The sequence below is a fragment of the Pseudarthrobacter adonitolis genome, assembly GCF_055412845.1.
The window spans coordinates 114386-137312 of the sequence record NZ_JBVAYW010000007.1 but is presented as its reverse complement, the minus strand read 5'-3'; the positions used below and the strand labels follow the sequence as shown (position 1 = coordinate 137312).

General features: G+C 65.7%; 21 protein-coding genes. 16 read left to right on the top strand and 5 right to left on the bottom strand.

Going from position 1 to position 22927, the window contains the following annotated elements:
- Window positions 1-2 precede the first annotated feature (2 nt).
- Window positions 3-1193 carry a sensor histidine kinase gene (locus tag ACZYZ4_RS10150; RefSeq protein WP_463860482.1) on the bottom strand — a complete coding sequence of 397 codons (1191 nt, stop codon included), beginning with the start codon at window positions 1191-1193 and terminating at the stop codon, window positions 3-5.
- 180 nt (window positions 1194-1373) lie between these two features.
- On the opposite strand from ACZYZ4_RS10150, the gene ACZYZ4_RS10145 reads away from it, so the two are divergent.
- Together ACZYZ4_RS10145 and ACZYZ4_RS10140 are read left to right on the top strand one after the other, a co-directional pair.
- On the top strand, window positions 1374-1754 hold the full coding sequence (locus tag ACZYZ4_RS10145) for a DUF485 domain-containing protein (RefSeq protein ID WP_463860480.1): 381 nt from the start codon (window positions 1374-1376) through the stop codon (window positions 1752-1754).
- Window positions 1751-3367, top strand: coding sequence for a monocarboxylic acid transporter (locus tag ACZYZ4_RS10140; protein ID WP_463860478.1), 1617 nt, complete (start codon window positions 1751-1753; stop codon window positions 3365-3367). Before ACZYZ4_RS10145 ends, ACZYZ4_RS10140 begins: the two co-directional genes overlap by 4 nt.
- A 102-nt stretch (window positions 3368-3469) precedes the next feature.
- Here the strand turns inward: ACZYZ4_RS10140 and ACZYZ4_RS10135 are convergent, their stop codons facing one another.
- Both ACZYZ4_RS10135 and ACZYZ4_RS10130 read right to left on the bottom strand, forming a co-directional pair.
- Complete coding sequence (locus ACZYZ4_RS10135) at window positions 3470-4126, bottom strand: hypothetical protein (RefSeq protein ID WP_463860476.1); 657 nt, start codon at window positions 4124-4126, stop codon at window positions 3470-3472.
- A gap of 138 nt (window positions 4127-4264) precedes the next feature.
- Window positions 4265-4738, bottom strand: a complete 474-nt coding sequence (locus tag ACZYZ4_RS10130; protein ID WP_463860475.1) for an Lrp/AsnC family transcriptional regulator — start codon at window positions 4736-4738, stop codon at window positions 4265-4267.
- A gap of 195 nt (window positions 4739-4933) precedes the next feature.
- Between ACZYZ4_RS10130 and pdhA the strand changes: the two genes are divergently transcribed.
- The 3 genes from pdhA to ACZYZ4_RS10115 are packed head-to-tail and all read left to right on the top strand — an operon-like array spanning window position 4934 to window position 8486.
- Window positions 4934-6043: a pyruvate dehydrogenase (acetyl-transferring) E1 component subunit alpha gene (gene pdhA, locus ACZYZ4_RS10125; protein WP_463860473.1), complete on the top strand. Its 1110-nt coding sequence runs from the start codon at window positions 4934-4936 to the stop codon at window positions 6041-6043.
- The gene (locus tag ACZYZ4_RS10120; RefSeq protein ID WP_463860471.1) at window positions 6043-7053 is read left to right on the top strand and encodes an alpha-ketoacid dehydrogenase subunit beta; all 1011 of its coding nucleotides are present in this window, start codon (window positions 6043-6045) and stop codon (window positions 7051-7053) included. The genes pdhA and ACZYZ4_RS10120 overlap by 1 nt, the downstream gene beginning before the upstream one ends.
- Window positions 7050-8486: a dihydrolipoamide acetyltransferase family protein gene (locus tag ACZYZ4_RS10115; RefSeq protein ID WP_463860470.1), complete on the top strand. Its 1437-nt coding sequence runs from the start codon at window positions 7050-7052 to the stop codon at window positions 8484-8486. The genes ACZYZ4_RS10120 and ACZYZ4_RS10115 overlap by 4 nt, the downstream gene beginning before the upstream one ends.
- A gap of 169 nt (window positions 8487-8655) precedes the next feature.
- Here ACZYZ4_RS10115 and ACZYZ4_RS10110 read toward each other — a convergent pair whose 3' ends face one another.
- Window positions 8656-9408 (bottom strand): SACE_7040 family transcriptional regulator, encoded by a 753-nt coding sequence (locus tag ACZYZ4_RS10110; protein ID WP_463860468.1) that lies wholly within the window; start codon window positions 9406-9408, stop codon window positions 8656-8658.
- A 168-nt stretch (window positions 9409-9576) separates the two neighbouring features.
- On the opposite strand from ACZYZ4_RS10110, the gene ACZYZ4_RS10105 reads away from it, so the two are divergent.
- From ACZYZ4_RS10105 to ACZYZ4_RS10075, 7 genes are read left to right on the top strand one after another with little or no spacing between them, the layout of a single operon-like run.
- Window positions 9577-11184 (top strand): carboxyl transferase domain-containing protein, encoded by a 1608-nt coding sequence (locus tag ACZYZ4_RS10105; RefSeq protein ID WP_463860466.1) that lies wholly within the window; start codon window positions 9577-9579, stop codon window positions 11182-11184.
- A gap of 7 nt (window positions 11185-11191) precedes the next feature.
- Complete coding sequence (locus tag ACZYZ4_RS10100; RefSeq protein WP_463860464.1) at window positions 11192-13378, top strand: acetyl/propionyl/methylcrotonyl-CoA carboxylase subunit alpha; 2187 nt, start codon at window positions 11192-11194, stop codon at window positions 13376-13378.
- Between the two features lie 2 nt (window positions 13379-13380).
- Entirely contained in the window at window positions 13381-14544 is a 1164-nt protein-coding gene (locus ACZYZ4_RS10095) for an acyl-CoA dehydrogenase family protein (RefSeq protein WP_463860462.1), read from the top strand.
- A 20-nt stretch (window positions 14545-14564) separates the two neighbouring features.
- Window positions 14565-15347: a CoA transferase subunit A gene (locus tag ACZYZ4_RS10090; protein WP_463860460.1), complete on the top strand. Its 783-nt coding sequence runs from the start codon at window positions 14565-14567 to the stop codon at window positions 15345-15347.
- Window positions 15348-15349: 2 nt separating this feature from the next.
- Window positions 15350-16117 (top strand): CoA transferase subunit B, encoded by a 768-nt coding sequence (locus ACZYZ4_RS10085; RefSeq protein WP_463860458.1) that lies wholly within the window; start codon window positions 15350-15352, stop codon window positions 16115-16117.
- Window positions 16114-16686 carry a MaoC family dehydratase gene (locus ACZYZ4_RS10080; protein WP_463860456.1) on the top strand — a complete coding sequence of 191 codons (573 nt, stop codon included), beginning with the start codon at window positions 16114-16116 and terminating at the stop codon, window positions 16684-16686. The genes ACZYZ4_RS10085 and ACZYZ4_RS10080 overlap by 4 nt, the downstream gene beginning before the upstream one ends.
- Complete coding sequence (locus tag ACZYZ4_RS10075) at window positions 16683-17522, top strand: HpcH/HpaI aldolase/citrate lyase family protein (RefSeq protein WP_463860454.1); 840 nt, start codon at window positions 16683-16685, stop codon at window positions 17520-17522. Before ACZYZ4_RS10080 ends, ACZYZ4_RS10075 begins: the two co-directional genes overlap by 4 nt.
- 76 nt (window positions 17523-17598) lie before the next feature.
- Here ACZYZ4_RS10075 and ACZYZ4_RS10070 read toward each other — a convergent pair whose 3' ends face one another.
- Window positions 17599-19065 carry a lipase maturation factor family protein gene (locus ACZYZ4_RS10070; protein WP_463860452.1) on the bottom strand — a complete coding sequence of 489 codons (1467 nt, stop codon included), beginning with the start codon at window positions 19063-19065 and terminating at the stop codon, window positions 17599-17601.
- A 46-nt stretch (window positions 19066-19111) separates the two neighbouring features.
- Between ACZYZ4_RS10070 and ACZYZ4_RS10065 the strand changes: the two genes are divergently transcribed.
- From ACZYZ4_RS10065 to ACZYZ4_RS10050, 4 genes are all read left to right on the top strand, one after another.
- Entirely contained in the window at window positions 19112-19861 is a 750-nt protein-coding gene (locus ACZYZ4_RS10065; protein WP_463860450.1) for a TSUP family transporter, read from the top strand.
- A gap of 34 nt (window positions 19862-19895) precedes the next feature.
- The gene (gene dxr / locus ACZYZ4_RS10060; protein ID WP_463860448.1) at window positions 19896-21080 is read left to right on the top strand and encodes a 1-deoxy-D-xylulose-5-phosphate reductoisomerase; all 1185 of its coding nucleotides are present in this window, start codon (window positions 19896-19898) and stop codon (window positions 21078-21080) included.
- An 18-nt stretch (window positions 21081-21098) separates the two neighbouring features.
- Window positions 21099-22430 (top strand): M50 family metallopeptidase, encoded by a 1332-nt coding sequence (locus ACZYZ4_RS10055; RefSeq protein WP_463860446.1) that lies wholly within the window; start codon window positions 21099-21101, stop codon window positions 22428-22430.
- A gap of 72 nt (window positions 22431-22502) precedes the next feature.
- Window positions 22503-22796, top strand: a complete 294-nt coding sequence (locus ACZYZ4_RS10050) for a hypothetical protein (protein ID WP_463860444.1) — start codon at window positions 22503-22505, stop codon at window positions 22794-22796.
- The last annotated feature ends 131 nt before the right edge of the window (window positions 22797-22927 follow it).

Genomic DNA, 22927 nt, shown 5'->3' with positions numbered 1-22927 from the left:
GTTCAGGCGTCGTGGCCGGGCTGGGACTTGGGCACGCGCATGGTGATCAGCGTTCCTTCGCCCGGGGCCGTCTCGATCACCAGGCCGTGCTGGTCCCCGTAGACCTGCCGGAGCCTGGCGTCCACGTTGCGCAGCCCCACGTGGTCACCGTCGTGGTGCCCGGCCAGCATCGACTGGAGCTCGGCAGGGTCCATCCCCACGCCGTCGTCCTCAATGGTCACTTCCGCGTAGGCGCCCGAATCATTGGCCGTGATGGTGATATGGCCCGCCCCTTCCTTGGCCTCCAGACCGTGCCTGACGGCGTTCTCCACCAGCGGCTGGAGGCTCAGGAACGGGATGACCGTGCTCAGGACTTCCGGCGCGATCCGCAGGCTGACCTGGACGCGCTCACCGAAACGGGCACGCTCCAGCAGCAGGTAACGGTCAATGCACCGCAGTTCCTCCGCGAGCGTGGTGAAGTCACCGTGGCGCCGGAACGAGTACCTCGTGAAATCGGCGAATTCCACCACGAGTTCGCGCGCCCGCTCCGGATCCGTGTTGATGAACGACGCGATGGCGTTCAGCGAGTTGTAGATGAAGTGCGGACTGATCTGGGCCCGCAGCGCCCGCACTTCGGCTTCCATCAGCAGCGTCCGGGACGCGTCCAGCTCAGCCAACTCCACCTGGACGGCCACCCAGTCCGCCACTTCGCTGGTGGCTCGGACCAGGCCTGCGCCCGCCGATGGGGCAAACGCCGCCACGACGCCCACCACCCGCGACCCTGCACGGACCGGAGCGATAACGGCGGCGAGGCTTCCGGAGGCAAGGCCCGCACCCAGGTCCCGCGCCTGGAGCACCGCGGTCCGGCCGCCGATCAGGACGTCTGCAGCCAGGTCCATCAACCGGGGCTTCAGTTCCTCAGCGGTACCGTCCCAGGCGAGCACGCCGGCCGTGTCGGTGATGGCCAGCGCATCACACCCCAGCAGGTTCCTTAGCTGCCGGCTCGCCTTGGCGGCGCCTGCCGGATTGAGGCCCGTACGCAGGTGCTGCCCGGCACTCGATGCAGCGTGGAGAGTGTTGTACGTGGCGCGCTCGGCGTCAGTGCCCAGCTCACGGAAGGACCGGAGCAGCCTGATGCCAACGCCGACGACGACGGCGATCGCCAGGGTGATTACCGCAACCGCGGCGGCAGTCAGGAGGGGGGAGTCCGGCATGGTGCCCAGCGTAGCGCCGGGTGCCGTTAGTCGCAGCATCGTAACCGTTGAGCGACCGTTCCGGCCATGGCTCTGGAATGGACGCCTGCCACACCGCAGAGTGATTGCAGTCACATGGTCCGCATCCTGCCCGCAGGCCGCGGCCTGTGTGAACCAGTCAAGTCTCAATGAGGAGGAACGATGGGTAACGATGCCCACACTCCGGACGCAGCGGCGTCCGTGGACTTCGAACAGGTCCAGTCGACAGAGCGGTTCCAGGAACTGCGCAAACGTCACCGCAGCTTTGTGTTCCCCATGGCCGTGGCATTCTTGCTGTGGTACTTCGCGTATGTCCTGCTGGCTGACTACGCCGTCGAGTTTATGTCCACCAAAGTGTGGGGCAACATCAACGTCGGCCTAATCCTGGGCCTGTTGCAGTTCGTCTCGACGTTCGCCATTACCGGCTGGTATGTCAGCTACTCCAACCGGAAGCTGGACCCCATCGCGGCTGAGATCCGCCATGAAATTGAAGGCCATGAATTCGACAAGGACGGCAACCGAGTGGGCGGAGTGACCAAATGATCCAGATTGCCACGGCGGTAGATGTTGCCGACCTTAAGGAAACCACCCTGCTTAACATGGGCATCTTCGGCCTGTTTGTTGCCGTGACCATGGTGATCGTGCTGCGGGCCAGCCGGAACAACAAAACCGCGGCGGACTACTACGCGGCCGGCCGTTCCTTCACCGGCTCCCAAAACGGAACAGCCATTGCCGGGGATTACCTCTCCGCAGCATCCTTTCTCGGGATCACCGGCGCCATCGCCATCAACGGCTATGACGGCTTTATGTACTCCATCGGCTTCCTCGTGGCCTGGCTTGTTGCCCTGCTGCTGGTGGCAGAACTCCTCCGGAACACCGGCAAATTCACCATGGCGGATGTCCTTTCCTTCCGGCTCAAGCAGCGCCCGGTCCGCATTGCGGCGGCCATCTCCACCCTCGCCGTCTGCTTCTTCTACCTCCTCGCGCAGATGGCCGGAGCCGGCAGCCTCATTTCGCTGCTGCTGGGCATCAGCGACTGGGGCGGACAGGCGCTGGTGATCATCGTCGTCGGCGCCCTGATGATCATGTACGTCCTGATCGGCGGCATGAAGGGCACCACCTGGGTCCAGATCATCAAGGCGATATTGCTCATTGCCGGCGCGGCGGTGATGACTTTCTGGGTCCTCGCCATTTACGGCTTCAACCTCTCCAGCCTCCTCGGTGCGGCGGTTGATGCGGCCGGCAACCCTGCAGTGCTGAACCCCGGCCTGCAGTACGGCAAGACCGAGACGTCCAAACTGGACTTTATGTCCCTGGGCCTCGCCCTGGTCCTGGGTACCGCTGCCCTGCCCCACGTCCTGATGCGCTTCTACACCGTGCCCACGGCCAAGGAAGCCCGGAAGTCCGTGGTGTGGTCCATCTGGCTGATTGGCCTCTTCTACCTGTTCACCCTGGTCCTGGGTTACGGTGCCGCTGCACTGGTTGGCGCCGAAACCATCAAGTCAGCCCCCGGCGGCGTCAATTCCGCCGCACCCCTGCTGGCCTTCCACCTGGGCGGGCCGCTGCTGCTGGGCTTCATCTCCGCAGTGGCCTTCGCCACCATCCTGGCAGTGGTGGCCGGGCTGACCATCACCGCCGCCGCGTCCTTTGCCCACGACATCTACGCCAGCGTCATCTCCAAGGGCAAGGCCGACGCCGACACCGAGGTCAAGGTGGCGCGGCGCACCGTGGTGGTCATCGGAGTCATGGCCATCCTGGGCGGTATCTTCGCCAACGGCCAGAACGTGGCCTTCCTGGTGGCGCTCGCCTTCGCCGTCGCGGCGTCGGCGAACCTCCCGACGATCATCTACTCGCTGTTCTGGCGCCGGTTCACCACCCAGGGTGCGGTCTGGAGCATGTACGGCGGCCTGGGCTCGGCGATTATCCTGATCGCCTTCTCGCCGGTGGTTTCCGGCCTGAAGACCTCCATGATCCCGGGCGCCAACTTCGCCTTCTTCCCGTTGAGCAACCCCGGTATTGTGTCCATACCGCTGGCGTTCCTGCTCGGCTGGCTCGGAACAGTGCTGGACAAGAAGCGCGAGGACACCGCCAAGCAGGCCGAAATGGAAGTTCGCTCCCTGACCGGTGTGGGCGCGGAGAAGGCCGTGGACCACTGAAACGCCGAAACCGATCCTGCTGACTGATCATCACAGCTGATCGTGGCAACGAAAAGAGCCCCCCGCGCACCGCGGGGGCTCTTTTGGTCTTGATCCCCGGCGCTACGCCTGGGGCTTGAGCTTGATGTTGATCATTTTCAGCTCGTCGGTTCCTTCGAAGCGGTAGACGAGGTCGATCTTCTTGTCGCCGTCGCAGGTGATGAGGCCGGCCACGTCGGCCGCCTTGGTCCCGTTCTCGGTGCTGGCCTTTACCTCGTTGTAGGCCGGCTTGCAGGTGTTATCCATCTCCAGCGTTTTGATGCCGGCGATGAAGTCTTCCTTGGTCAGCTGTTCATGGAGGGCTGGGTCAAGATAGTCGTCGTAGGCTTTGGAACTGTCACCGGCAATCACCAGCTTCGTGAAGCTGTCAGCCAGGCCTCGGGCATGGTTGGTGGCTCCGTTGACAATGTTGACCAGGATGAGGACGCCGATGACGGCCAGCAGCAGGACACCGCCCACAATGCTGAGGATTGTCCACAGCTTCCGGCGGCCTCGCGCCGGGGGTTCCTGTCCGGGCAGGCCGAACGGCCCCTCTGACGAGTATTGACCGGGTCCGCCGTACTGCGCGGGTGGGCCGAACTGAGACGGCGCACCGTATTGCCCCGGCGCACCGGACTGTGGCGGGTTGCCCGGCAGCGGGGGCGCGCCGTGCTGCCCTGCTAGTTGTGCAGGCCAGGCCGCCGGCTGGCCCGGCTGGTACGGTTCCTGAGGATTGCTCACGATGGAGCCTTTCCGGCAACGCACTGGCACTGCCTTATTATTGGGACCCGCTGAACGGCACCCATGGATTCACCTTGGAACAGCCTATAACCCAGCCCGCCGGGGCTGGGTATTGGGCAGTTATAGGGGCAGCTGGCCCTAAGCGTCTCCGGATCCCCGCTCGAGCAGGGGCTGGATGCGGAAGGGGATGAGTTCGCCCATGGCCAGTGCGGTGTCCGTCCGGTCCACGCCATCGCACGCCAGGATCTTGCCGTTGATCCGGAAGAGGTCCTCGGCGTCCAGGGCCACTACCCGGAGAAGGAGGTCAGCGGAGCCGGTGAGGCCGTAGCCTTCCAGGATTTCCGGGATGCCGGCGAGGTCATGGGCCAGCTGTCCCAGTTTCTGCTGCTGGACGTGGACGGAAATGAACGCCATGAGCGGATAGCCCAGTGACACCGGGTTGATGCGCCGTTCAAAGGACAGGAAGACGTGCTTCTTCTCCAGTTGCGCCATGCGCGCCTGCACGGTGTTCCGGGACAGCCCCAGCTTCTGGGCTAACGCCACCACCGTCCGCCGGGGGTCGCGGGCCAGAGCCGAGAGCAGCCGCGTGTCTGTGCCATCCAAAGCTTGCATAATGCGCAACGTTAGCACGGTAAGGGCAGCGCAAACAGGGCATTATGCGCAGTATTCGCCGCGGTGGTTGTACCCATTGGGCATTGTGAGTAGGGTCACAAATATCCGGGGCAACGGCGCCCGGGCGGCCGGCAGCGGGAGGGACCACAAGTCCCCAGGCTCCGGTCAAACGACGTGAGAAGGTTGCGTGCCATCGTGTCTACAGACAGGAACCTGATCCAGCTGATTACCCCGGCAGGGGAGCGGATCAGCCACCCGGAGTTCGATCCCTGGGTGAAGGACATCGGGGATGAGCAGTTGTGTTCCCTGTACGAGGACCTGACGGTCATCCGGCGGATCGATGTCGAGGCCACCGCCCTCCAGCGCCAGGGCGAGCTTGGTCTCTGGCCCCCTTTGCTGGGGCAGGAAGCAGCACAAGTAGGTTCCGGCAGGGCCCTGCGCGCGGACGACTTCGTCTTCTCCAGCTACCGGGAAAACGGTGTGGCGTACTGCCGCGGCGTGGGCCTGACAGACATCACGCGGGTGTGGCGTGGCACTGCCTCCTCCGGGTGGGATCCGTACACCGTGAATATGGCCACCCCGCAGATTATCATCGGCGCGCAGACGCTGCATGCCACCGGTTATGCCATGGGCATCCAGAACGACGGCGCGGACTCGGTGGCGGTGACATATTTCGGCGACGGTGCCACCAGCGAAGGCGACGTCAACGAGGCCATGGTCTTTGCCGCCAGCTTCCAGGCGCCCGTGGTCTTCTTCTGCTCGAACAACCACTGGGCAATTTCGGAGCCCGTGCGGTTGCAGTCCCACATCCAGATCGCGGACCGGGCCGCTGGATTCGGTATTCCGAGCCTCAGGGTGGACGGCAATGATGTGCTGGCTGTTATGGCAGCGACGCGTGTGGCATTGGACCGTGCCCGGCATGGCGGTGGACCCACGTTCATCGAAGCGGTCACGTACCGCATGGGACCGCACACCACCGCTGACGATCCCACCCGCTACCGTGACGCCAACGAACTGGAGGACTGGGCCGCGAAGGACCCCATCCAGCGGGTTAGGGCCCTGCTGGAACGCAAGGGCCTCCTCACGGATCAGGTCCAGCAGCACGTTCACGACAAGGCAGAGACCGTCGCCCGAGAAATCCGTTCGGGCTGCATCGGCATGCCGGATCCGGAGCCGATGGACATCTTCAAGCATGTGTACAGCGCGCCCAACTCGTGGCTGGACCGGCAGCAGGACCACTACGCCCGTTACCTGGCTTCCTTCGGCGATCCCGCGGGAGCCACCTCAGAAGAAGGTGCACGCTGATGACCCAGATGACCTTTGCCCGCGCCATCAATTCCGGCCTGCGCAAATCCCTGGAAAACGATCCAAAAGTCATCCTCATGGGCGAGGATATCGGCACCCTCGGCGGTGTATTCCGGGTGACCGACGGACTCCAGAAAGACTTCGGCACCCACCGTGTGGTGGACACCCCGCTGGCCGAGTCGGCCATCATGGGCACCGCCGTCGGCCTCGCGTACCGCGGTTACCGCCCGGTGGTGGAGATCCAATTCGACGGCTTCATCTACCCTGCATTCGACCAGATCGTGAGCCAGGTGGCGAAGCTGCACTACCGCACGCAGGGGGCCGTGAAGATGCCCATCACCATCCGTGTCCCGTTCGGGGGCGGCATCGGCTCGCCTGAGCACCACTCCGAGTCGCCCGAGGCGTATTTTACGCATACCTCCGGGCTTCGTGTGGTCAGTGTCTCCAACCCGCAGGACGCCCACACCGTGATCCAGCAGGCCATCCTGTCCGATGACCCGGTGCTGTACTTCGAACCCAAGCGCCGCTACCACGACAAGGGTGAAGTGGATGAGGGCATCGATCCGCGCACCGCACTGCCGATGGACACTGCCCGCGTTGTTACGGACGGCACGGACGTGACGCTCGTGGCCTACGGGCCGTTGGTGAAGACGGCTAGGGACGCAGCAACCGCCGCCGCCGACGAAGGCATCTCCATCGAAGTCATCGACCTGCGCTCGCTGGCACCCGTGGACTACGCCACCGTGGAAGCCTCCGTCCGGAAAACAGGCAGGCTCGTGGTCACCCATGAAGCCGGCCAGTCCGGTGGTCTGGGTGCGGAAGTGGCAGCCAGCATCACGGAGCGGTGCTTCCACTACCTCGAAGCCGCCCCCGTCCGTATCACCGGGTTCGATATTCCCTACCCGTACTCCAAGCTCGAAATGCACCATCTTCCCGGCCTGGACCGGATCCTCGACGGCGTGGACCGCGCCCTCGGACGCCCGAACTCCCTCAGCGGGTTGGAAGGATGAGCGCCATCATGATCAAGGAATTCAGGCTCCCGGACCTCGGCGAAGGCCTCACGGAATCCGAAATCCTCAGCTGGAAGGTGGCCGTGGGGGACACGGTGACGCTGAACCAGGTCATCGCCGAGGTGGAAACCGCAAAGGCCGTAGTTGAGCTGCCGTCACCGTTCGCGGGCGTGATCACTGCGCTCCATGAAGAGCCCGGAACAATCGTGGAGGTCGGCAAGCCGATCGTCTCCTTCGAGGTAGCGGACGACGGCGGCGCCGCACCTTCCGGCGCCGCACCTTCCGGGGCTGCGCCCGCCGGGGCGGCCACTGCTGCGGCGGGGACCGCGAAACGCGAGCCGAACCTGGTTGGGTACGGCGCCGTCCTCGAAAGCTCCGGCCGTCCTGCCCGCCGGGCCCGCAACTTCTCAACCCCGGTGGTTGAGCCTGTTCGTGGCTCGGTGGTTGAGCCTCTTGAGACAGAAACCCCGGTGGTTGAGCCGGTGGAAACCGAGCCTGTCGAAGCACGGCCCGCCGGCAGCGCAGAGCGCCCACGCTCCACGCCGCCGGTCCGGAAACTGGCCAAAGACCTCGGCGTCGAGTTGGCCGCGGTCGCGGGCACCGGAGCCGGTGGACTGATCACGCGGGAGGATGTCCGGAATTTTGTTGGCGGCGGCGAATTGTCGGCGCCGGTGCGCCACCTTTCCGCCGTATCGGATACGCCGTCCCGCGCAGGGCTGGCGGCGCAGAGCGGTCGGGAAGTCCGCACTCCGATCAAGGGCGTCCGCAAGTTCACGGCGGCCGCGATGGTGGCGAGTGCGTTCACGGCTCCCCATGCGACGGAATTCCTCACGGTGGATGTCACGCCCACGATGGATCTGCTGGCCAAGCTGAAGACGAGCCGGGCCTTTTCCGGCTACAGGCTCACGCCGCTGACATTGGTGGCCAAGGCGGTGCTGATCGCGCTGCGGCGGAACCCGTCACTGAACTCGCGGTGGGAGGAGGCAAGCCAGGAGATCGTGCAGTTCAACTACGTGAACCTGGGCATTGCCGCGGCGACTCCCCGCGGGCTCACCGTGCCGAACGTCAAGGACGCGGATACCCTGTCCCTGCTGGAACTCTCCGAAGCCCTGACCGGGTTGACCGAGACGGCGCGGGCCGGCAAGACTGCCCCGGCAGACCTGTCCGGCGGCACCATCTCCATCACGAACATCGGGGTCTTCGGCATCGACGCGGGCACGCCCATCCTGAACCCCGGCGAGGCAGCCATCCTGGCCATGGGGGCCGTGCGGAAGATGCCCTGGGAATTCCAGGATGAGGTGGCCCTGCGCCAGGTCATGACGCTGAGCCTGTCCTTTGATCATCGCCTGGTGGACGGGGAGCAGGGCTCGCGGTTCCTCGCCGATGTAGGCGCCATCCTGGCTGAACCAGGCATGGTGCTCACGATGGTCTAGGCGGGCGGCAAACCTGCCGGCCCCCAGCCCGCTTGACCGGTCTGGGCCTGCGCAACGTCGTGGTTAGCTCGAGCTGCCCTGGCCCGCATAACATGTGCTGCCCAGCACCGGTTTTGCGGGCCAGACCCCGTTTACGTGGCCAGGACCCCGTGAGGGACCGCTCCTGTGGTCAGGAGGCCTGGGGCACGTCCACCAGGAGTGCCGCCAGCGCCATGCTCTCGAGAAGCGGCCGGGCCGTTTTGGGCGCGATTTTGCGTCCGTGGTTTCGCACCGAGTGCGGCGTGGAGTTGATCAGGCCGAACGTAGCGTGGGCCCGCATCCGCAGTTCGACGGCGTCGGTCGCCGGATGCAGCAGCGCGAGGACCTCCACCCAAGTCTCCACGTAGTTCCGCTGCAGGGCCCGTACCTCGGACTGGTCCTTCTGGCTGAGGTTGCTGAAATCCCGGTCCTGCACCCGGATCACGTCCGGCTTGCCCAGCGCAAACTCCACTTGGAACCCCACCAGCCTGCGGAGCGCTGCGAGGGGGTCGGTGGTCTCGGCGATGACGCGCCGGCCGCCGTCGAGCAGTTCGCGGCTGACGGTGACCAGCAGATCTCCCAACACCGCCTGCTTGCCCTGGAAGTGGCGATACACGGCCGGGCCGCTGACCCCTGCTGCGGCGCCCAAGTCTTCCAGCGACACCCGGTTGAACCCGTGCAGGGCGAAGAGCGCCGCGGCGGCGGCAAGCAGCGCCTGGCGGCGGTTCTCCTTCGCCTGGCTGCGGGGCGTTCCGGGAGCTGTTTGTGCTGCCTGACTCCGGGGTGTTCCGGGAACGGACTGCGTTGCCGATGCGGCCCGCGTTGCTGAATCGGGCTGTGTCGCTGAACCAGGCTGGGCTGCCAGGGCCGGTGTGGACGGCTTGACCGGTCGGGTGGTGGGCACGCTTTTCCTCCTAGGACCAGCAAATTCTAGCAACGTCCTGTTGTGTTGGACATCACAGTTAATAAAGACTAACCTGAATTCCAGTTATAAAGCATTAACCAAGCTGGCTTTTGCGACTCTCGCCGGAGCCCTGGTGGCTTTCAAAAAGATGATGAACGGACGCCGTCAATGGAGACCCTCGCCAGCCGGCTTGATGCCGCAAGTGAAGTGTTTGCTGCAAACAACGCTGCGCAGCTCGCCCTAGCCGCCGAACTCAGGGCCATGCTGGCTGACGCCGCGTTGGGCGGGCCGGAAAAGTCGCGGGAGCGCCATGTGGGCCGCGGCAAGCTTCTTCCCCGCGAACGTATCGACCGGCTGCTCGATGACGGCAGCCCGTTCCTGGAGATCGCGCCGCTCGCCGCCAACGGCATGTACAACAACGAGTCACCCGGCGCCGGGGTCATTGCCGGGATCGGCCTGGTCCACGGCCGCCAGGTCCTGGTCATTTCCAACGACGCCACCGTCAAGGGCGGCACCTACTATCCGATGACGGTCAAGAAGCACCTCCGCGCCCAGGAAATCGCCCTCGAGAACCGGCTACCGTGCATTTACCTCGTGGACTCCGGCGGGGCGTTCCTCCCGAAGCAGGACGAAGTCTTCCCGGACAAGGAACACTTCGGCCGGATCTTCTTCAACCAGGCGAAAATGTCCGCCGCCAAGATCCCGCAGATCGCTTCCGTGATGGGTTCCTGCACGGCCGGCGGCGCCTACGTTCCGGCGATGAGCGACGAGACGGTGATCGTCCGGAACCAGGGCACTATTTTCCTGGGTGGTCCGCCGCTGGTGAAAGCGGCCATCGGTGAAATCGTGACCGCGGAGGAGCTAGGCGGCGGCGACGTGCACTCCAGGATCTCCGGGGTCACGGACCATCTCGCCGAAAGCGACGAACACGCCCTGCAGATCATCCGCGACATCGTGGCTACCCTGCCGAAGCCGGCCGCCCCCGCGTGGGATGTGGACACCGCCGTCGAACCTGTTGCGGAGCCCGCCGAGCTGTATGGTGCCGTGCCCACGGACGTCAACGCGCAGTACGACGTGCACGAGGTTATCGCCCGGTTGGTGGACGGCAGCAGGTTCCACGAGTTCAAGAAGGAGTACGGCACAACCCTGGTCACGGGTTTCGCCAGGCTGCATGGGCACCCGGTGGGGATCGTGGCGAACAACGGCGTGCTGTTCAGCGAGTCCTCGCTCAAGGGCGCGCACTTCATCGAACTCTGCGACCAGCGCGGAATTCCTCTGGTCTTCCTGCAGAACATTTCCGGGTTCATGGTGGGCAGGGATTCCGAGCAGGGCGGCATTGCCAAGAATGGCGCCAAGATGGTCACCGCGGTGGCCACGGCACGGGTGCCGAAGCTGACAGTGGTGATCGGTGGGTCCTTCGGGGCGGGCAACTACTCCATGTGCGGGCGGGCGTACTCACCGCGCTTCCTGTGGATGTGGCCGGCGTCCCGCATCTCCGTGATGGGCGGGAATCAGGCGTCCGGCGTTCTCGCCACCGTCAAGCGTGACCAGTACGAAGCGGCCGGCGAGGAATGGTCCGCCGAGGAGGAGGAAGCCTTCAAGGCCCCGATCAAACAGCAGTACGAGGACCAGGGCAGCCCGTACTACTCCACCGCCCGCCTCTGGGACGACGGCGTGATCGACCCCGCTGACACCCGCACCGTCCTGGGACTGGCGCTCGACGTCGTCTCCCGCACCCCGCTGCCGGAGACCTCCTTCGGCCTTTTCCGGATGTGAGCCAGCCATGACCGTTTCCTTGCCTGCCGTTCCTTCAACAACCCGGCAGAAACCGCTGTTCAACACCGTGCTTGTCGCCAACCGCGGGGAGATCGCCTGCCGGGTCATCCGCACCCTGCGTGCCTTGGGCATCCGTTCCGTAGCCGTCTACAGCGACGCCGACGCGGAGGCCCGGCACGTACGCGAGGCTGACACTGCCGTGCGGATCGGCCCGGCCGCCGCAGCAGAAAGTTACCTGAAGATCGAGGCCATCATTCAGGCCTGCCGCGACACCGGCGCCGAGGCCGTCCACCCCGGCTACGGCTTCCTGAGCGAAAACGTGGACTTTGCCCGCGCCCTCGAAACGGCCGGCATCACCTTCATCGGCCCCGGCGTCGAGTCCCTGAACGTCATGGGAGACAAGATCCGGTCCAAGAACCACGTGGCCGGCTACGGCGTCCCGGTAGTGCCGGGCATTGCCGAGCCGGCCATGACGGACACGCAGCTGATCGGGGCCGCGGCGGCCGTCGGATTCCCCCTGCTCATCAAACCGTCAGCGGGGGGCGGGGGGAAGGGCATGCACATCGTGGAACGCCACGAGGACCTCGAAGCCACGCTGGCCACAGCCCGCCGCGTTGCCGCTAGTGCCTTCGGCGACGACACGCTGTTCCTGGAGCGGCTGGTCCGAACTCCGCGGCACATCGAAGTGCAGGTCCTGGCTGACAACCACGGCAACGTCATCCATCTGGGGGAGCGCGAGTGCTCGCTGCAGCGCCGCCACCAAAAGGTGATTGAGGAGGCGCCGTCGCCGTTGCTTGAGTCATTGCACGACGGCGGTGCCACCCGGGCGCGGATCGGCGACGCCGCCTGCCAGGCGGCACGGAGCGTCCACTACAGCGGCGCGGGAACTGTGGAGTTCCTGGTCTCCGACGAGGCCCCGGACGAGTTCTTTTTTATGGAGATGAACACCCGCCTCCAGGTGGAGCACCCGGTGACCGAAATGGTCACCGGCGTGGACCTGGTCGAATGGCAGGTGCGCATCGCGGCCGGCGAGGAACTGACCGTCCGGCAGGCCGACGTCGAACTCAACGGGCACGCCGTCGAAGCCCGCGTTTACGCGGAAATCCCGGAGCGGAACTTCATGCCGTCCACCGGAACCGTGCTCCTACTGGACGAAATGCCCGATCACGGAGCCGGCAGGATCCGGGTGGACTCGGCCCTGCTGGAGGGGCTGGAGATCTCGTCCAGCTACGATCCCATGATCTCCAAGGTCATCGCGTGGGGCCCGGACCGCACTGTTGCCCTGGACACGCTGGACGCGGCGCTCGCCGGCTACACAGCCCTTGGCATCGACACGAATGTTGAGTACCTGCGGCTGCTGATCAACGACGACGACGTCCGCGCAGGGCATCTCGACACCGGCCTGATCGAGCGCAGGATGCCGGACTTCGCGTTCCGGCGGATTGACGACGCCGAACTGGTCGCGGCAGCCCTGTACGCCGCTGTGAGCGGGCAACAGGGCGGCCCGGTGACGCCCGCCGGTCCGTGGCAGGCCAGCAACGGCTGGCGGATCGGAGCGCCGGCGCCCCGGCGGATCAGCCTGGGAACGCCCGACGGCGGCATCGCAACAGTGAGTGTCACAGGCCGCGTGGCCGCCGGTTCGGTCCGGGTCCGCGTCGGCGAGGGGCCGTGGCGTCAGGCCTCCCTGCGCTTTTCCCGGCGCGACCATGGGGAGGTGACCCTCGACGGCGAAGCCACGGAGTATTCGCTGGCCCCGGCGTCGTGGGGTCCCGGCAGCCCGGACCCCGGCAATCCGGCCTCCGGCGTTCCCGCGGAACTGTTCCTCGGCAATGCAGGCTGGTCCTGCCGGCTGGAAGTGCTGACACGGGAATCACGGCTGGAACGTGTGCTCGCCGCCATCGAGCGCGAGGAAGGCACCGCGGACCCGGAGGTGCGCTCGCCCATGCCCGGAACGGTGGTGTCGGTTGCCGTCAGCAACGGCGACACCGTGGAAGCCGGCCAGGTTCTCCTCTCCGTGGAAGCCATGAAGATGGAGCACCAGCTGGTGGCAGAGGTGGCCGGCACGGTCCACATCAGCGTCAAGGCCGGTCAGCCGGTCAAAGCGGACCAGGTGCTGGCTACCATCCACCCATCCATCACGGATTCAGACGCGGATTCACTGCAGGATTCCAACAACACAGGCAAGGGAGCCTAGCCATGGCAGATTTTGAACTCAACGAGGAATACCAGGACCTCAGCGACACCGTCCGGGACTTCGCGGACAACGTGGTGGCGCCGGTCTCGGCCAAGCACGACGAAGAACACAGCTTCCCCTATGAAGTGGTGTCCCAGATGGCAGATATGGGCCTCTTCGGGCTGCCCTTCCCGGAAGAGCACGGCGGAATGGGCGGGGACTACTTCGCCCTGGCGCTCGCCCTCGAACAGCTGGGCCGGGTGGACCAATCCGTGGCCATCACGCTGGAGGCCGGGGTCTCCCTCGGCGCGATGCCGGTGTACCGGTTCGGCAGCGAGGCGCAGAAGGAGGAGTGGCTCCCGCTGCTGGCCTCGGGCAAGGCGCTCGCCGGTTTCGGCCTGACGGAGCCGGAAGCCGGCTCGGACGCCGGCGGGACCAAGACCCACGCCCGGCGGGAGAACGGTGACTGGGTGATTAACGGCAACAAGGAATTCATCACGAACTCTGGGACGGACATCACGCGCCTGGTCACGGTCACCGCCGTGACGGGCCAGAAGGAACGCAAGGACGGGAGCCTTAAGAAGGAGATCTCCACCATCCTGGTGCCAACCGGCACACCGGGATTCAGGGCTGAGAAGGCTTACAACAAGGTGGGCTGGAACGCCTCCGACACGCATCCTCTTACGCTGAAGGACGTCCGCGTCCCGGAAGCGAACCTGCTCGGTGCGGAAGGCCGCGGCTATGCGAACTTCCTCTCCATCTTGGACGAAGGCCGCATTGCCATCGCCGCACTGGCCACGGGGGCGGCGCAGGGCTGCGTTGACCTGTCGGTGAAGTACGCCAAGGAACGCAGCGCGTTCGGCCACCACATCGGCAAGTACCAGGCCATCTCGTTCAAGATCGCCCGCATGCAGGCCCGGGCGCACACGGCCCGCCTCGCTTACTACGACGCCGCATCGAGAATGCTGGCTGGAAAGCCGTTCAAGACGCAGGCCGCCATCGCTAAGATGGTCGCAGGCGAGGCGGCCATGGACAACGCGCGGGATGCCACCCAGGTATTCGGCGGCTACGGCTTCATCAACGAATTCACCGTGGCACGCCACTACCGCGACTCCAAGATCCTTGAAGTCGGCGAGGGCACCACGGAGGTCCAGCTGATGCTGATCGCCCGCGAACTCGGACTGTAGCAGGCCTGAAAGGATCACTGATGATTAACAAGGTTGTTGCCAGCGCCGAGGAAGCCGTTGCGGACATTCCCGACGGCGCGTCCCTCGCGGTGGGAGGGTTCGGCCTCTGCGGAATCCCGGTAGCCCTGATCGATGCCCTGCACCGGCACGGCACCAAGGACCTCGAAACCGTGAGCAACAACTGCGGCGTGGACGACTGGGGGCTGGGCGTCCTTCTTCGCGACGGCAGGATCCGGCGGACCGTCAGTTCCTACGTCGGAGAGAACAAGGAGTTCGCGCGCCAGTACCTGTCCGGTGAGCTTGAGGTGGTGCTGACCCCGCAGGGAACTCTTGCGGAGAAGCTCCGGGCCGGCGGCGCCGGCATCCCCGCTTTCTACACCAAGGCGGGGGTTGGCACGCAGGTGTCCGACGGCGGCCTGCCGCAGAAGTACGACGCCGACGGCGGCATCGCCATCGCCTCTTCCCCGAAGGAAGTGCGGACTTTCAATGCAGTGGACTATGTCCTTGAGGAATCCCTGACACCAGATTTCGGACTGGTCCACGCCTGGAAAGGCGACCGCCACGGCAACCTGGTCTTCCACGCCACCGCCATGAACTTCAACCCGCTCTGCGCGATGGCGGGGAAAATCACCATCGCCGAGGTGGAGGAGCTGGTGGAACCCGGAGTACTCAACCCGGAGCACGTCCACACGCCCGGCATTTTTGTCCAGCGGGTGGTGGTTGTGCCGGCCGGTGAGAAGCGGATCGAAAAGCGGACAGTGGCCCTTGAACGGGCCGCGGCGACCGAACAGGCAGGAGCGTAGCTATGGAGTCCAACAGCACGCAGGGAGCGCCTCCCCGCCCTGAAGCCGTCCGGCCGGAATACCGGCGTGCCGCCGTCGGCCATCCGGAAGGCACCAATCCGGAGGCCAAAGGGTGGACCCGCAACCAACTGGCCGCCCGGGTGGCCCAGGAGCTCAGCAACGGGCAATACGTCAACCTTGGCATCGGCATGCCCACACTCATTCCCAACTACATCCCGGCAGGTGTCGAGGTGGTGCTCCACTCGGAGAACGGCATCCTGGGCGTGGGACCGTACCCCAGCGAGGACGAAGTAGATCCGGACCTCATCAACGCCGGCAAGGAAACCGTCACGGTCAACAAGGGGGCCGCGTTCTTCGACTCCGCCTCGTCGTTCGGCATGATCCGCGGCGGGCACGTGGATGTGGCCGTGCTCGGCGCCATGGAAGTGGCGCGGAACGGGGACCTGGCCAACTGGATGATCCCGGGCAAGATGGTCAAAGGCATGGGCGGGGCCATGGACCTGGTCTTCGGCGCCAAGAAGGTGATCGTGATGATGGAACACGTGGACCGCAACGGCAACCCCAAAATCGTGGAGCACTGCTCGCTGCCGCTGACCGGCAAGGGCTGCGTGGACCGGATCATCACCGACCTCGCCGTGATCGACGTCGTCACCGAAGGCGGGCGGTCCCGGCTGGTGCTCCGCGAGCTGGCCCCCAACGTCTCCGTGGAGGACGTGGCGGCGGCCACCGGCGCCGAATTGTTCGAAGAGGACCAGGAGCTCTCCGTATGACGGCGGACAATCCCCGGGTCATCGAACAGCGCGGCCTGTACTTTGACGAGCTCGAAGAAGGCGTTGTCTACGCGCACCGGCCCGGCCGCACCGTGACCGAGGCGGACAACGTCCTGTTCACCACGCTCACCATGAACACCCAGGCCCTGCACCTGGACGCCGCTTGGAGCGCCGGGCAGCCGTTCGGCCAGCGACTGGTCAACTCCATGTTCACGCTGTCCACCCTGGTGGGACAGTCCGTATCGCAGCTCACCCAGGGCACCATCATCGCGCAGCTGGGCCTGACGGACGTGTCCTTCCCGCACCCGCTGTACCACGGCGACACCCTCTACACCGAAACTGTGATCGTGCAGAAACGGCTCTCGGGATCGCGTCCCGGCCAGGGAATCGTGACCATGCAACACACGGGCAGGAACCAGGACGGCACCGTGGTGGCGCTGGCCACGCGGAGTTGCCTGATGTGGACCCGGGACGCCCACCTTGGGCAGGCTTCTGGACTTCAGGCGCAGTCTGCAGGAGTCGAAAAGGGGAGCGTGCAGGGCCCCGAAGAGGGGACAATGTCCGTATGACATTTGTGATGGGTCCTGCCCTCCTCTTCTGCCCTGCTGACCGTCCGGAGCGTTTCCCCAAGGCTGCCCAACGCGCGGACGCTGTCATCGTGGACCTCGAGGACGCCGTGGCCCCTGCGGACAAGCAGCGGGCGCGCGGCGCCATCCTGGCCCAGTTGGGCGCAGCCGGGGAGGGGCCGGAACTCGATCCCAGCCGGACCATCGTCAGGATCAACCCGGCCGGCACCGAAGAGTTCGAGAAGGATCTGCACTGCCTGGCCCACACCCCGTACCGCACGGTGATGCTGGCCAAGGCTGAGAGCGCGGCACAGCTCGAAGCCCTGGCGGACTACCACGTCATCGCCCTGTGCGAAACCGCCGCCGGGATCCTCAACGCGCCGGCCATCGCGGCAGCCCCCAACGTGGTGGCACTGATGTGGGGCGCCGAGGACCTCCTGGCATCCCTCAACGGCACGTCCAGCAGAACGGACGACGGCGGCTACCGTGCCGTGGCGCTGCACGCCCGGTCCGCGGTGCTGCTCGCCGCACGGGCTTTTGCGAAAGAAGCCGTGGACGCCGTGTACGTCAATATCCCGGACCTTGAAGGGCTGGCGCTGGAGGCTGCTGATGCCGCAGCGTCAGGATTCGGCTCCAAAGCCTGTATCCACCCCACGCAGGCGGCCGTTGTCAGGGGCGCCTACGCCCCGTCCGAGGCCGACGTCGCCGCCGCCACGGAACTGCTGCGGGCCGCCGCTGCCGCCGGATCCGGTGTGTTCCAGCATGGGGGCAAAATGATCGACGGCCCCATCCTCAAACACGCGGAGGCCACCATCCGCCGGGCCGGCATCCACTCCTAGGGCCACCAGGGCAGGAATCGCCCGGGCCAGAATCACCGGGCCAGAATCACTGGGCCCCGAATCACCAGGGGCGGAATCACCGCCGCCGCCCGCGGGAACCGCGGAGTGACAGCGGCGGGATGGCCTCATAGAGCGGCGTCCGGACCCAGCGCTCGCCCGTCTCCCGGAACTCAGCCCTGGTGGCGAAACGGTACAGGTAACTGTTGACACGCACCCAGCGCGGCGGATCGCCGTCGAACGGGTCCGCACGGAGAAGCCGCAGCGTCTGCTGGTCCGCCTCCAGCAGCTTCGTGAGAAACGCGTAAAACCACTCCTCGTGGACCGTGCGCAACGGCAGGAACCACATCAGCCAGTCCAGCCGCAGGTGGTACGGCGCCCACTGGTGGGGCAGCCGGCGCACGTCTCCGGGTTTGCCCTTAAACGCATACTCGCGCCACTCCGTCGAGTCCTCAGGTTCCTCGTCCAGGGTGCCCTCCACCACGATCTCGACGCGGTGCTTGGTCACGGTGCCAAACGCCCCGTACGTGTTGACCAGCTGCCAGCGGTTGAAGCTCGCATTCATCAGCTGCCCTTTGGAGAGCAGGTTGCGCAGCGGCCAGTAGCTGAGCACCACCAGCAGCAGCGTCGCCACGAGAGTGAGGGCTAGCCAGTACGGGGGATTGCCGCGGCTGTCTTCCGGGGGATTCCAATCCGGCGGCAGGAATGGCAATACGGCGTTGGCCACGGGGTCGCTGACCGCGGCGAAGGCCAGCACAATGGCCATCCAGTTAAGCCACGCAAAATTGCCGCTGGCCACCAGCCACAGCTGGGTGAAGATGATGATGCCGGCGGCGGCGCTAGCCAGGGGCTGGGGTGCGAAGAGGAAGAACGGCACCACCAGCTGGGCGAAATGGTTCCCCAGGACCTCCAGCCGGTGGAAAGGCTTGGGCAAGAGATGCGCCTGGCGGCTCAAAGGCCCCGGCATGGGCTGGGTCTCGTGGTGGTAGTAGAGGGCCGTCAGGTCACGCCACTCCCGGCCGCCGCGGATCTTGATCATCCCGGCGCCGAACTCCAGCCTGAACACGAGCCAGGCCAGCAGGATCAGGATGGTGCGCGGCGGCTCCGTCTGGTCGGAGCCAAGGAACGCCACCGTGAACCCGGCCTCCAGCAGCAGCATCTCCCAGCCGAAGCCGTAAAACGTCTGCCCCACGTTGACGATCGACATGTAAAGCAGCCACAGGGCCAGAAATGCGATGAGCGGAACCCACGGCGGCCCGAGTTGGGGGATGCCGGCCAGCAGGAGGGCGGAAATTGCCAGTCCGGTGGAGCAGACACCACGCAGCAGCCGGTCCGAATAACGCCAACGGAACAGCGTGGGCCGCCGGCGCGCGCTGAACCCTTCCAGATAGTCCGGAACCGGTATCAGGCCGCGTTCGCCCAGCAGCGCAGGGAACTGGTTCAGGGAGGACAGGAACGCAACAAAGAACAGTGCCGCCACACCTCGCTGCAGCACCTGCCGGGCGAATCCGTACTCCGGCGCATCGAACCAGGAAACCCAGTCCACGCAATCCACGTTACGCCCGGCGTCGCAGTCCGCCCACTAGGATCGGATGGTGTTTGCATTGGTGCTCATTGCCGTCGTTGCAGGGGCACTGGCCCAGCGGCTGGCCGGCCTCGGATTCGGCCTCCTCGTCTCTCCCATCCTGGTGGTGCTGCTCGGACCCTTCGACGGCGTGATGATCATTAACCTGTGCGGCGCGGCCTCATCCCTCCTGATCCTTTCCAGGGTTTGGCGGCATGTGGACTGGAAGCGCTACTTCGGACTGGCGCTCGCCGCCCTCGCGGGGGTGCTGCCGGGCGCCTGGCTGGCCAGCAACGTGCCCGAAGCGCCGCTGGAGATCTGCATCGGCATCCTCATCATCATCGCCCTACTGGCTTCACAGCGGCTGACCCGCAGCACATGGCGCGCCAAAGGTCCCGCTCCCATGGTGTCCCTCGGCTTCACGAGCGGACTGCTGAACGCGGCAGCCGGCGTCGGCGGACCGGCCATCACCGCCTACGCCATTGCCACCCGCTGGGAGCAGAAAAGTTTCAGCGCCACGCTCCAGCCCTATTTCGTGACCACCGGACTGTCGTCGCTGGTAAGCAAGTACGTACTGTCCGGTGGACATGTTCCCGGCCTGGATGGCTGGCAATGGCTCAGCATCCTGGCCGCCATGGTGGCGGGAATCATCGCGGGCGATCTGCTGTCCGGCAAGGTCAAGCCGGCCGCTGTCCGCCGGATCGTCGTGACCATCGCCTACATAGGAGCCGTGTCCACTCTGGCCAAAGGCTTCATCGAGCTGGCGGCGGGCTCCTGACCGGACCGCGGGCCGGGTGCGGGATACTTAACCAATGCAGCCTCGCAGAATCGTCCTCCTCGGATCCACCGGTTCCATCGGCACCCAGGCGATTGACGTCGTCGACGGCGCTCCCCACCTTTTTGAGGTGGTGGCGCTCAGCGCCGGCGGCGGAAACCTGGAGCTCCTGGCCCGCCAGGCCGTCCACACCGGTGCCGCCGCTGTGGGCATCGCCGCGGGGGATCCGCGGCAGCTGCGGGACCTGATCTCCGAGGCCGCACGCCTCGCCGGACGGCAGGACTATCGCCCCGAAATCATCGCCGGCCCGGACGCCTCGGCCCGCATCGCCGCAGTAGAGGCGGACGTGGTGCTCAACGGCATTACCGGGTCCATCGGGCTCGCCCCGACCCTCGCCGCCCTGAAGTCAGGTGCAACGCTGGCGCTGGCCAACAAGGAATCGCTGATCGTGGGCGGAGCGCTCGTCAAGGCGGCCGCCCGTGAGGGGCAGATCGTGCCGGTGGACTCCGAGCACTCAGCGATAGCGCAGTGCCTTCGCTCCGGCTCCGCGGCCGAAGTTGAGAAGCTCATCCTGACGGCGTCAGGAGGGCCGTTCCGCGGCCGGACGCGGGAGCAGCTCCGCGACGTGACCCCGAAAGAGGCCCTGGCGCACCCCACTTGGGACATGGGTCTGATGGTCACCACCAACTCGGCCACGCTGGTCAACAAGGGCCTGGAGCTCATCGAAGCCCATCTGCTGTTCGACGTGCCGCTGGACCGGATCGACGTCGTGGTCCACCCGCAGTCGGTGGTCCATTCCATGGTTCAGTTCATTGACGGGTCCGTCATCGCCCAGGCCTCCCCGCCGGACATGCGCCTCCCCATTGCCTTGGGGCTGGGCTGGCCGGACAGAGTCCCCAAAGCGGCCTCCCCTTGCGACTGGACCAAGGCCACCAGCTGGACGTTTGAACCGCTTGACACGGCCGCTTTCCCGGCCGTGGACCTGGCCAAGGACGCCGCCAAACAGGGGAGCACGTTTCCCGCCGTGTTTAACGCAGCAAACGAGGAAGCGGTCATGGCGTTCCACTCGGGGCGCATCCGTTTCACCGAAATCGTGGACACCATCGATGCTGTCCTCAGCGAACATTCAGGATCCTCCGGGCTGACGCTGGAGTCGGTACTGGATGCTGAAGACTGGGCACGTACGCGCGCCCACGAACGTTTAGCAGTCAGCAGTCTCTAGGAAGCAGCAGATCCACGCATGAGCCCCGTCCTCCTTTTTATCCTCGGCGTCGTCTTTGTGGCGATCGGCATTGCCGTGTCCATTGCGCTGCACGAAGTGGGGCACCTGGTGCCCGCCAAGCTGTTCAAGGTGCGCGTCACCAAGTACATGATCGGCTTCGGCCCCACCCTGTGGTCCAAGCGGAAGGGCGAAACTGAATACGGAGTGAAGGCGATTCCGCTGGGTGGCTACGTGTCCATGATCGGCATGTATCCACCCAACAAGGACGACGGAACCGTTCGCCCTTCCAGCACCGGCATGTTCCAGACCCTGGCCACGGAAGCCCGGTCCATGGCACACGAGGAAGTGGGTCCGGAGGACGCAAACCGTGTGTTCTACCGGCTGCCGGTGTGGAAGAAAATCATCGTGATGCTGGGCGGTCCGGCCATGAACCTGCTGATCGGCGTGGTCCTGACCGCCGTCCTGCTGATGGGCTTCGGCATGGCCACGGCCACCACCACCATCGCCGACGTCTCCAAATGCCAGGTGGCGGCCGGCCAAACGGTTGATCCCGATTCCCCGGACTGCCAGCTGACCCCGGCGGCCGCTGCCGGTCTCCTGCCCAACGACGTGGTCACCTCCTTTGACGGGAAAGATGTCACCGGCTGGGGCCAGATGACCGAATGGATCCGTGCCTCCGCCGGCAGGGAAGTCAGCATTACCGTGGAGCGCGACGGCGCGCCCGTCACCACCACGGTGACACCGGTGCTCTCCGCCCGCCCCGTCGTCGGCGTGGACGGACGCCAGGCCAAGGACGACGCCGGCAATCTCCTCTACCAGGACGTCGGCTTCCTGGGCATCGGCGCGCAGACCGAACTGGTTCCCCAGCCGGCGTCGTCCGTCCTGCCCATGGCGGGCGAGAACATCAAACAAGTGGCCGGCGTCGTCTTCAACCTGCCCGCGAGGGTGGTGGGCGTGGCCAAGGCGGCCTTCAGCGAGGAAGAGCGCGATCCCAACGGCCCCATCAGCGTGGTGGGCGTGGGGCGCGTGGCCGGTGAAGTGGCGGCCATGGAGGAAGTGCCGCTCCAGTCCAGGATTGGGGCCCTGGTAGGGCTGCTCGCCGGCCTGAATTTTGCGCTCGCGGTCTTCAACCTGATCCCGCTGCTTCCGCTGGACGGCGGCCATGTGGCCGGAGCGCTGTATGAGGGGGCGCGGCGACGGGTGGCCAAGCTTTTCGGCAAACCGGATCCAGGCGCTTTCGACATCGCCAAGCTGCTCCCCGTGACCTATGTGGTGGCCGCGTTGCTGATGGGCATGAGCGCGCTGCTGATCTACGCCGACATCGTGAAGCCGGTGAACCTGTTCGGCTGACTCCTGCACGAGGAGTTCGCGGTGCCCGGTTAGTGGGCGCTGCCTGTCTCGTGGCTCGTCACCGCCTGGTCCATGCTGCAGTCGCAGCCGGAACAGGAAAAGGACCCGGAGGCCGGGGCCCGCTTTGTCAGCTCCGACTCATACCAGTTCAGCCATTTGTTCGGCAGCACCGCCGGAACCATCCTGGCCCTCCTCGGTGTTTTCGCCCTGGGCTGGTCCATGGCCAACAGCAGGACGGGACGCCTGGCACTGGCCTCGATGGTCACCGCCGTGGCCGGTACGGCTTTGCTGCTCGTGCCGGCCGTGATTTCCACGTTTGCCACCCCCGCCATCGGAGAGCATACCTCGGCGGAAACCAGGACGTGATGAAGCAGCCTGCCGACCCAGGCCGACGGCGCCCTGGCTCATGGCAGTCGCCGGTGGATGGATCGCCTGGAGCGGATCCCGGTAGGCTACGGCAGTACCCGAGCGGACTGGGTGATTCTCATCAATCAGCC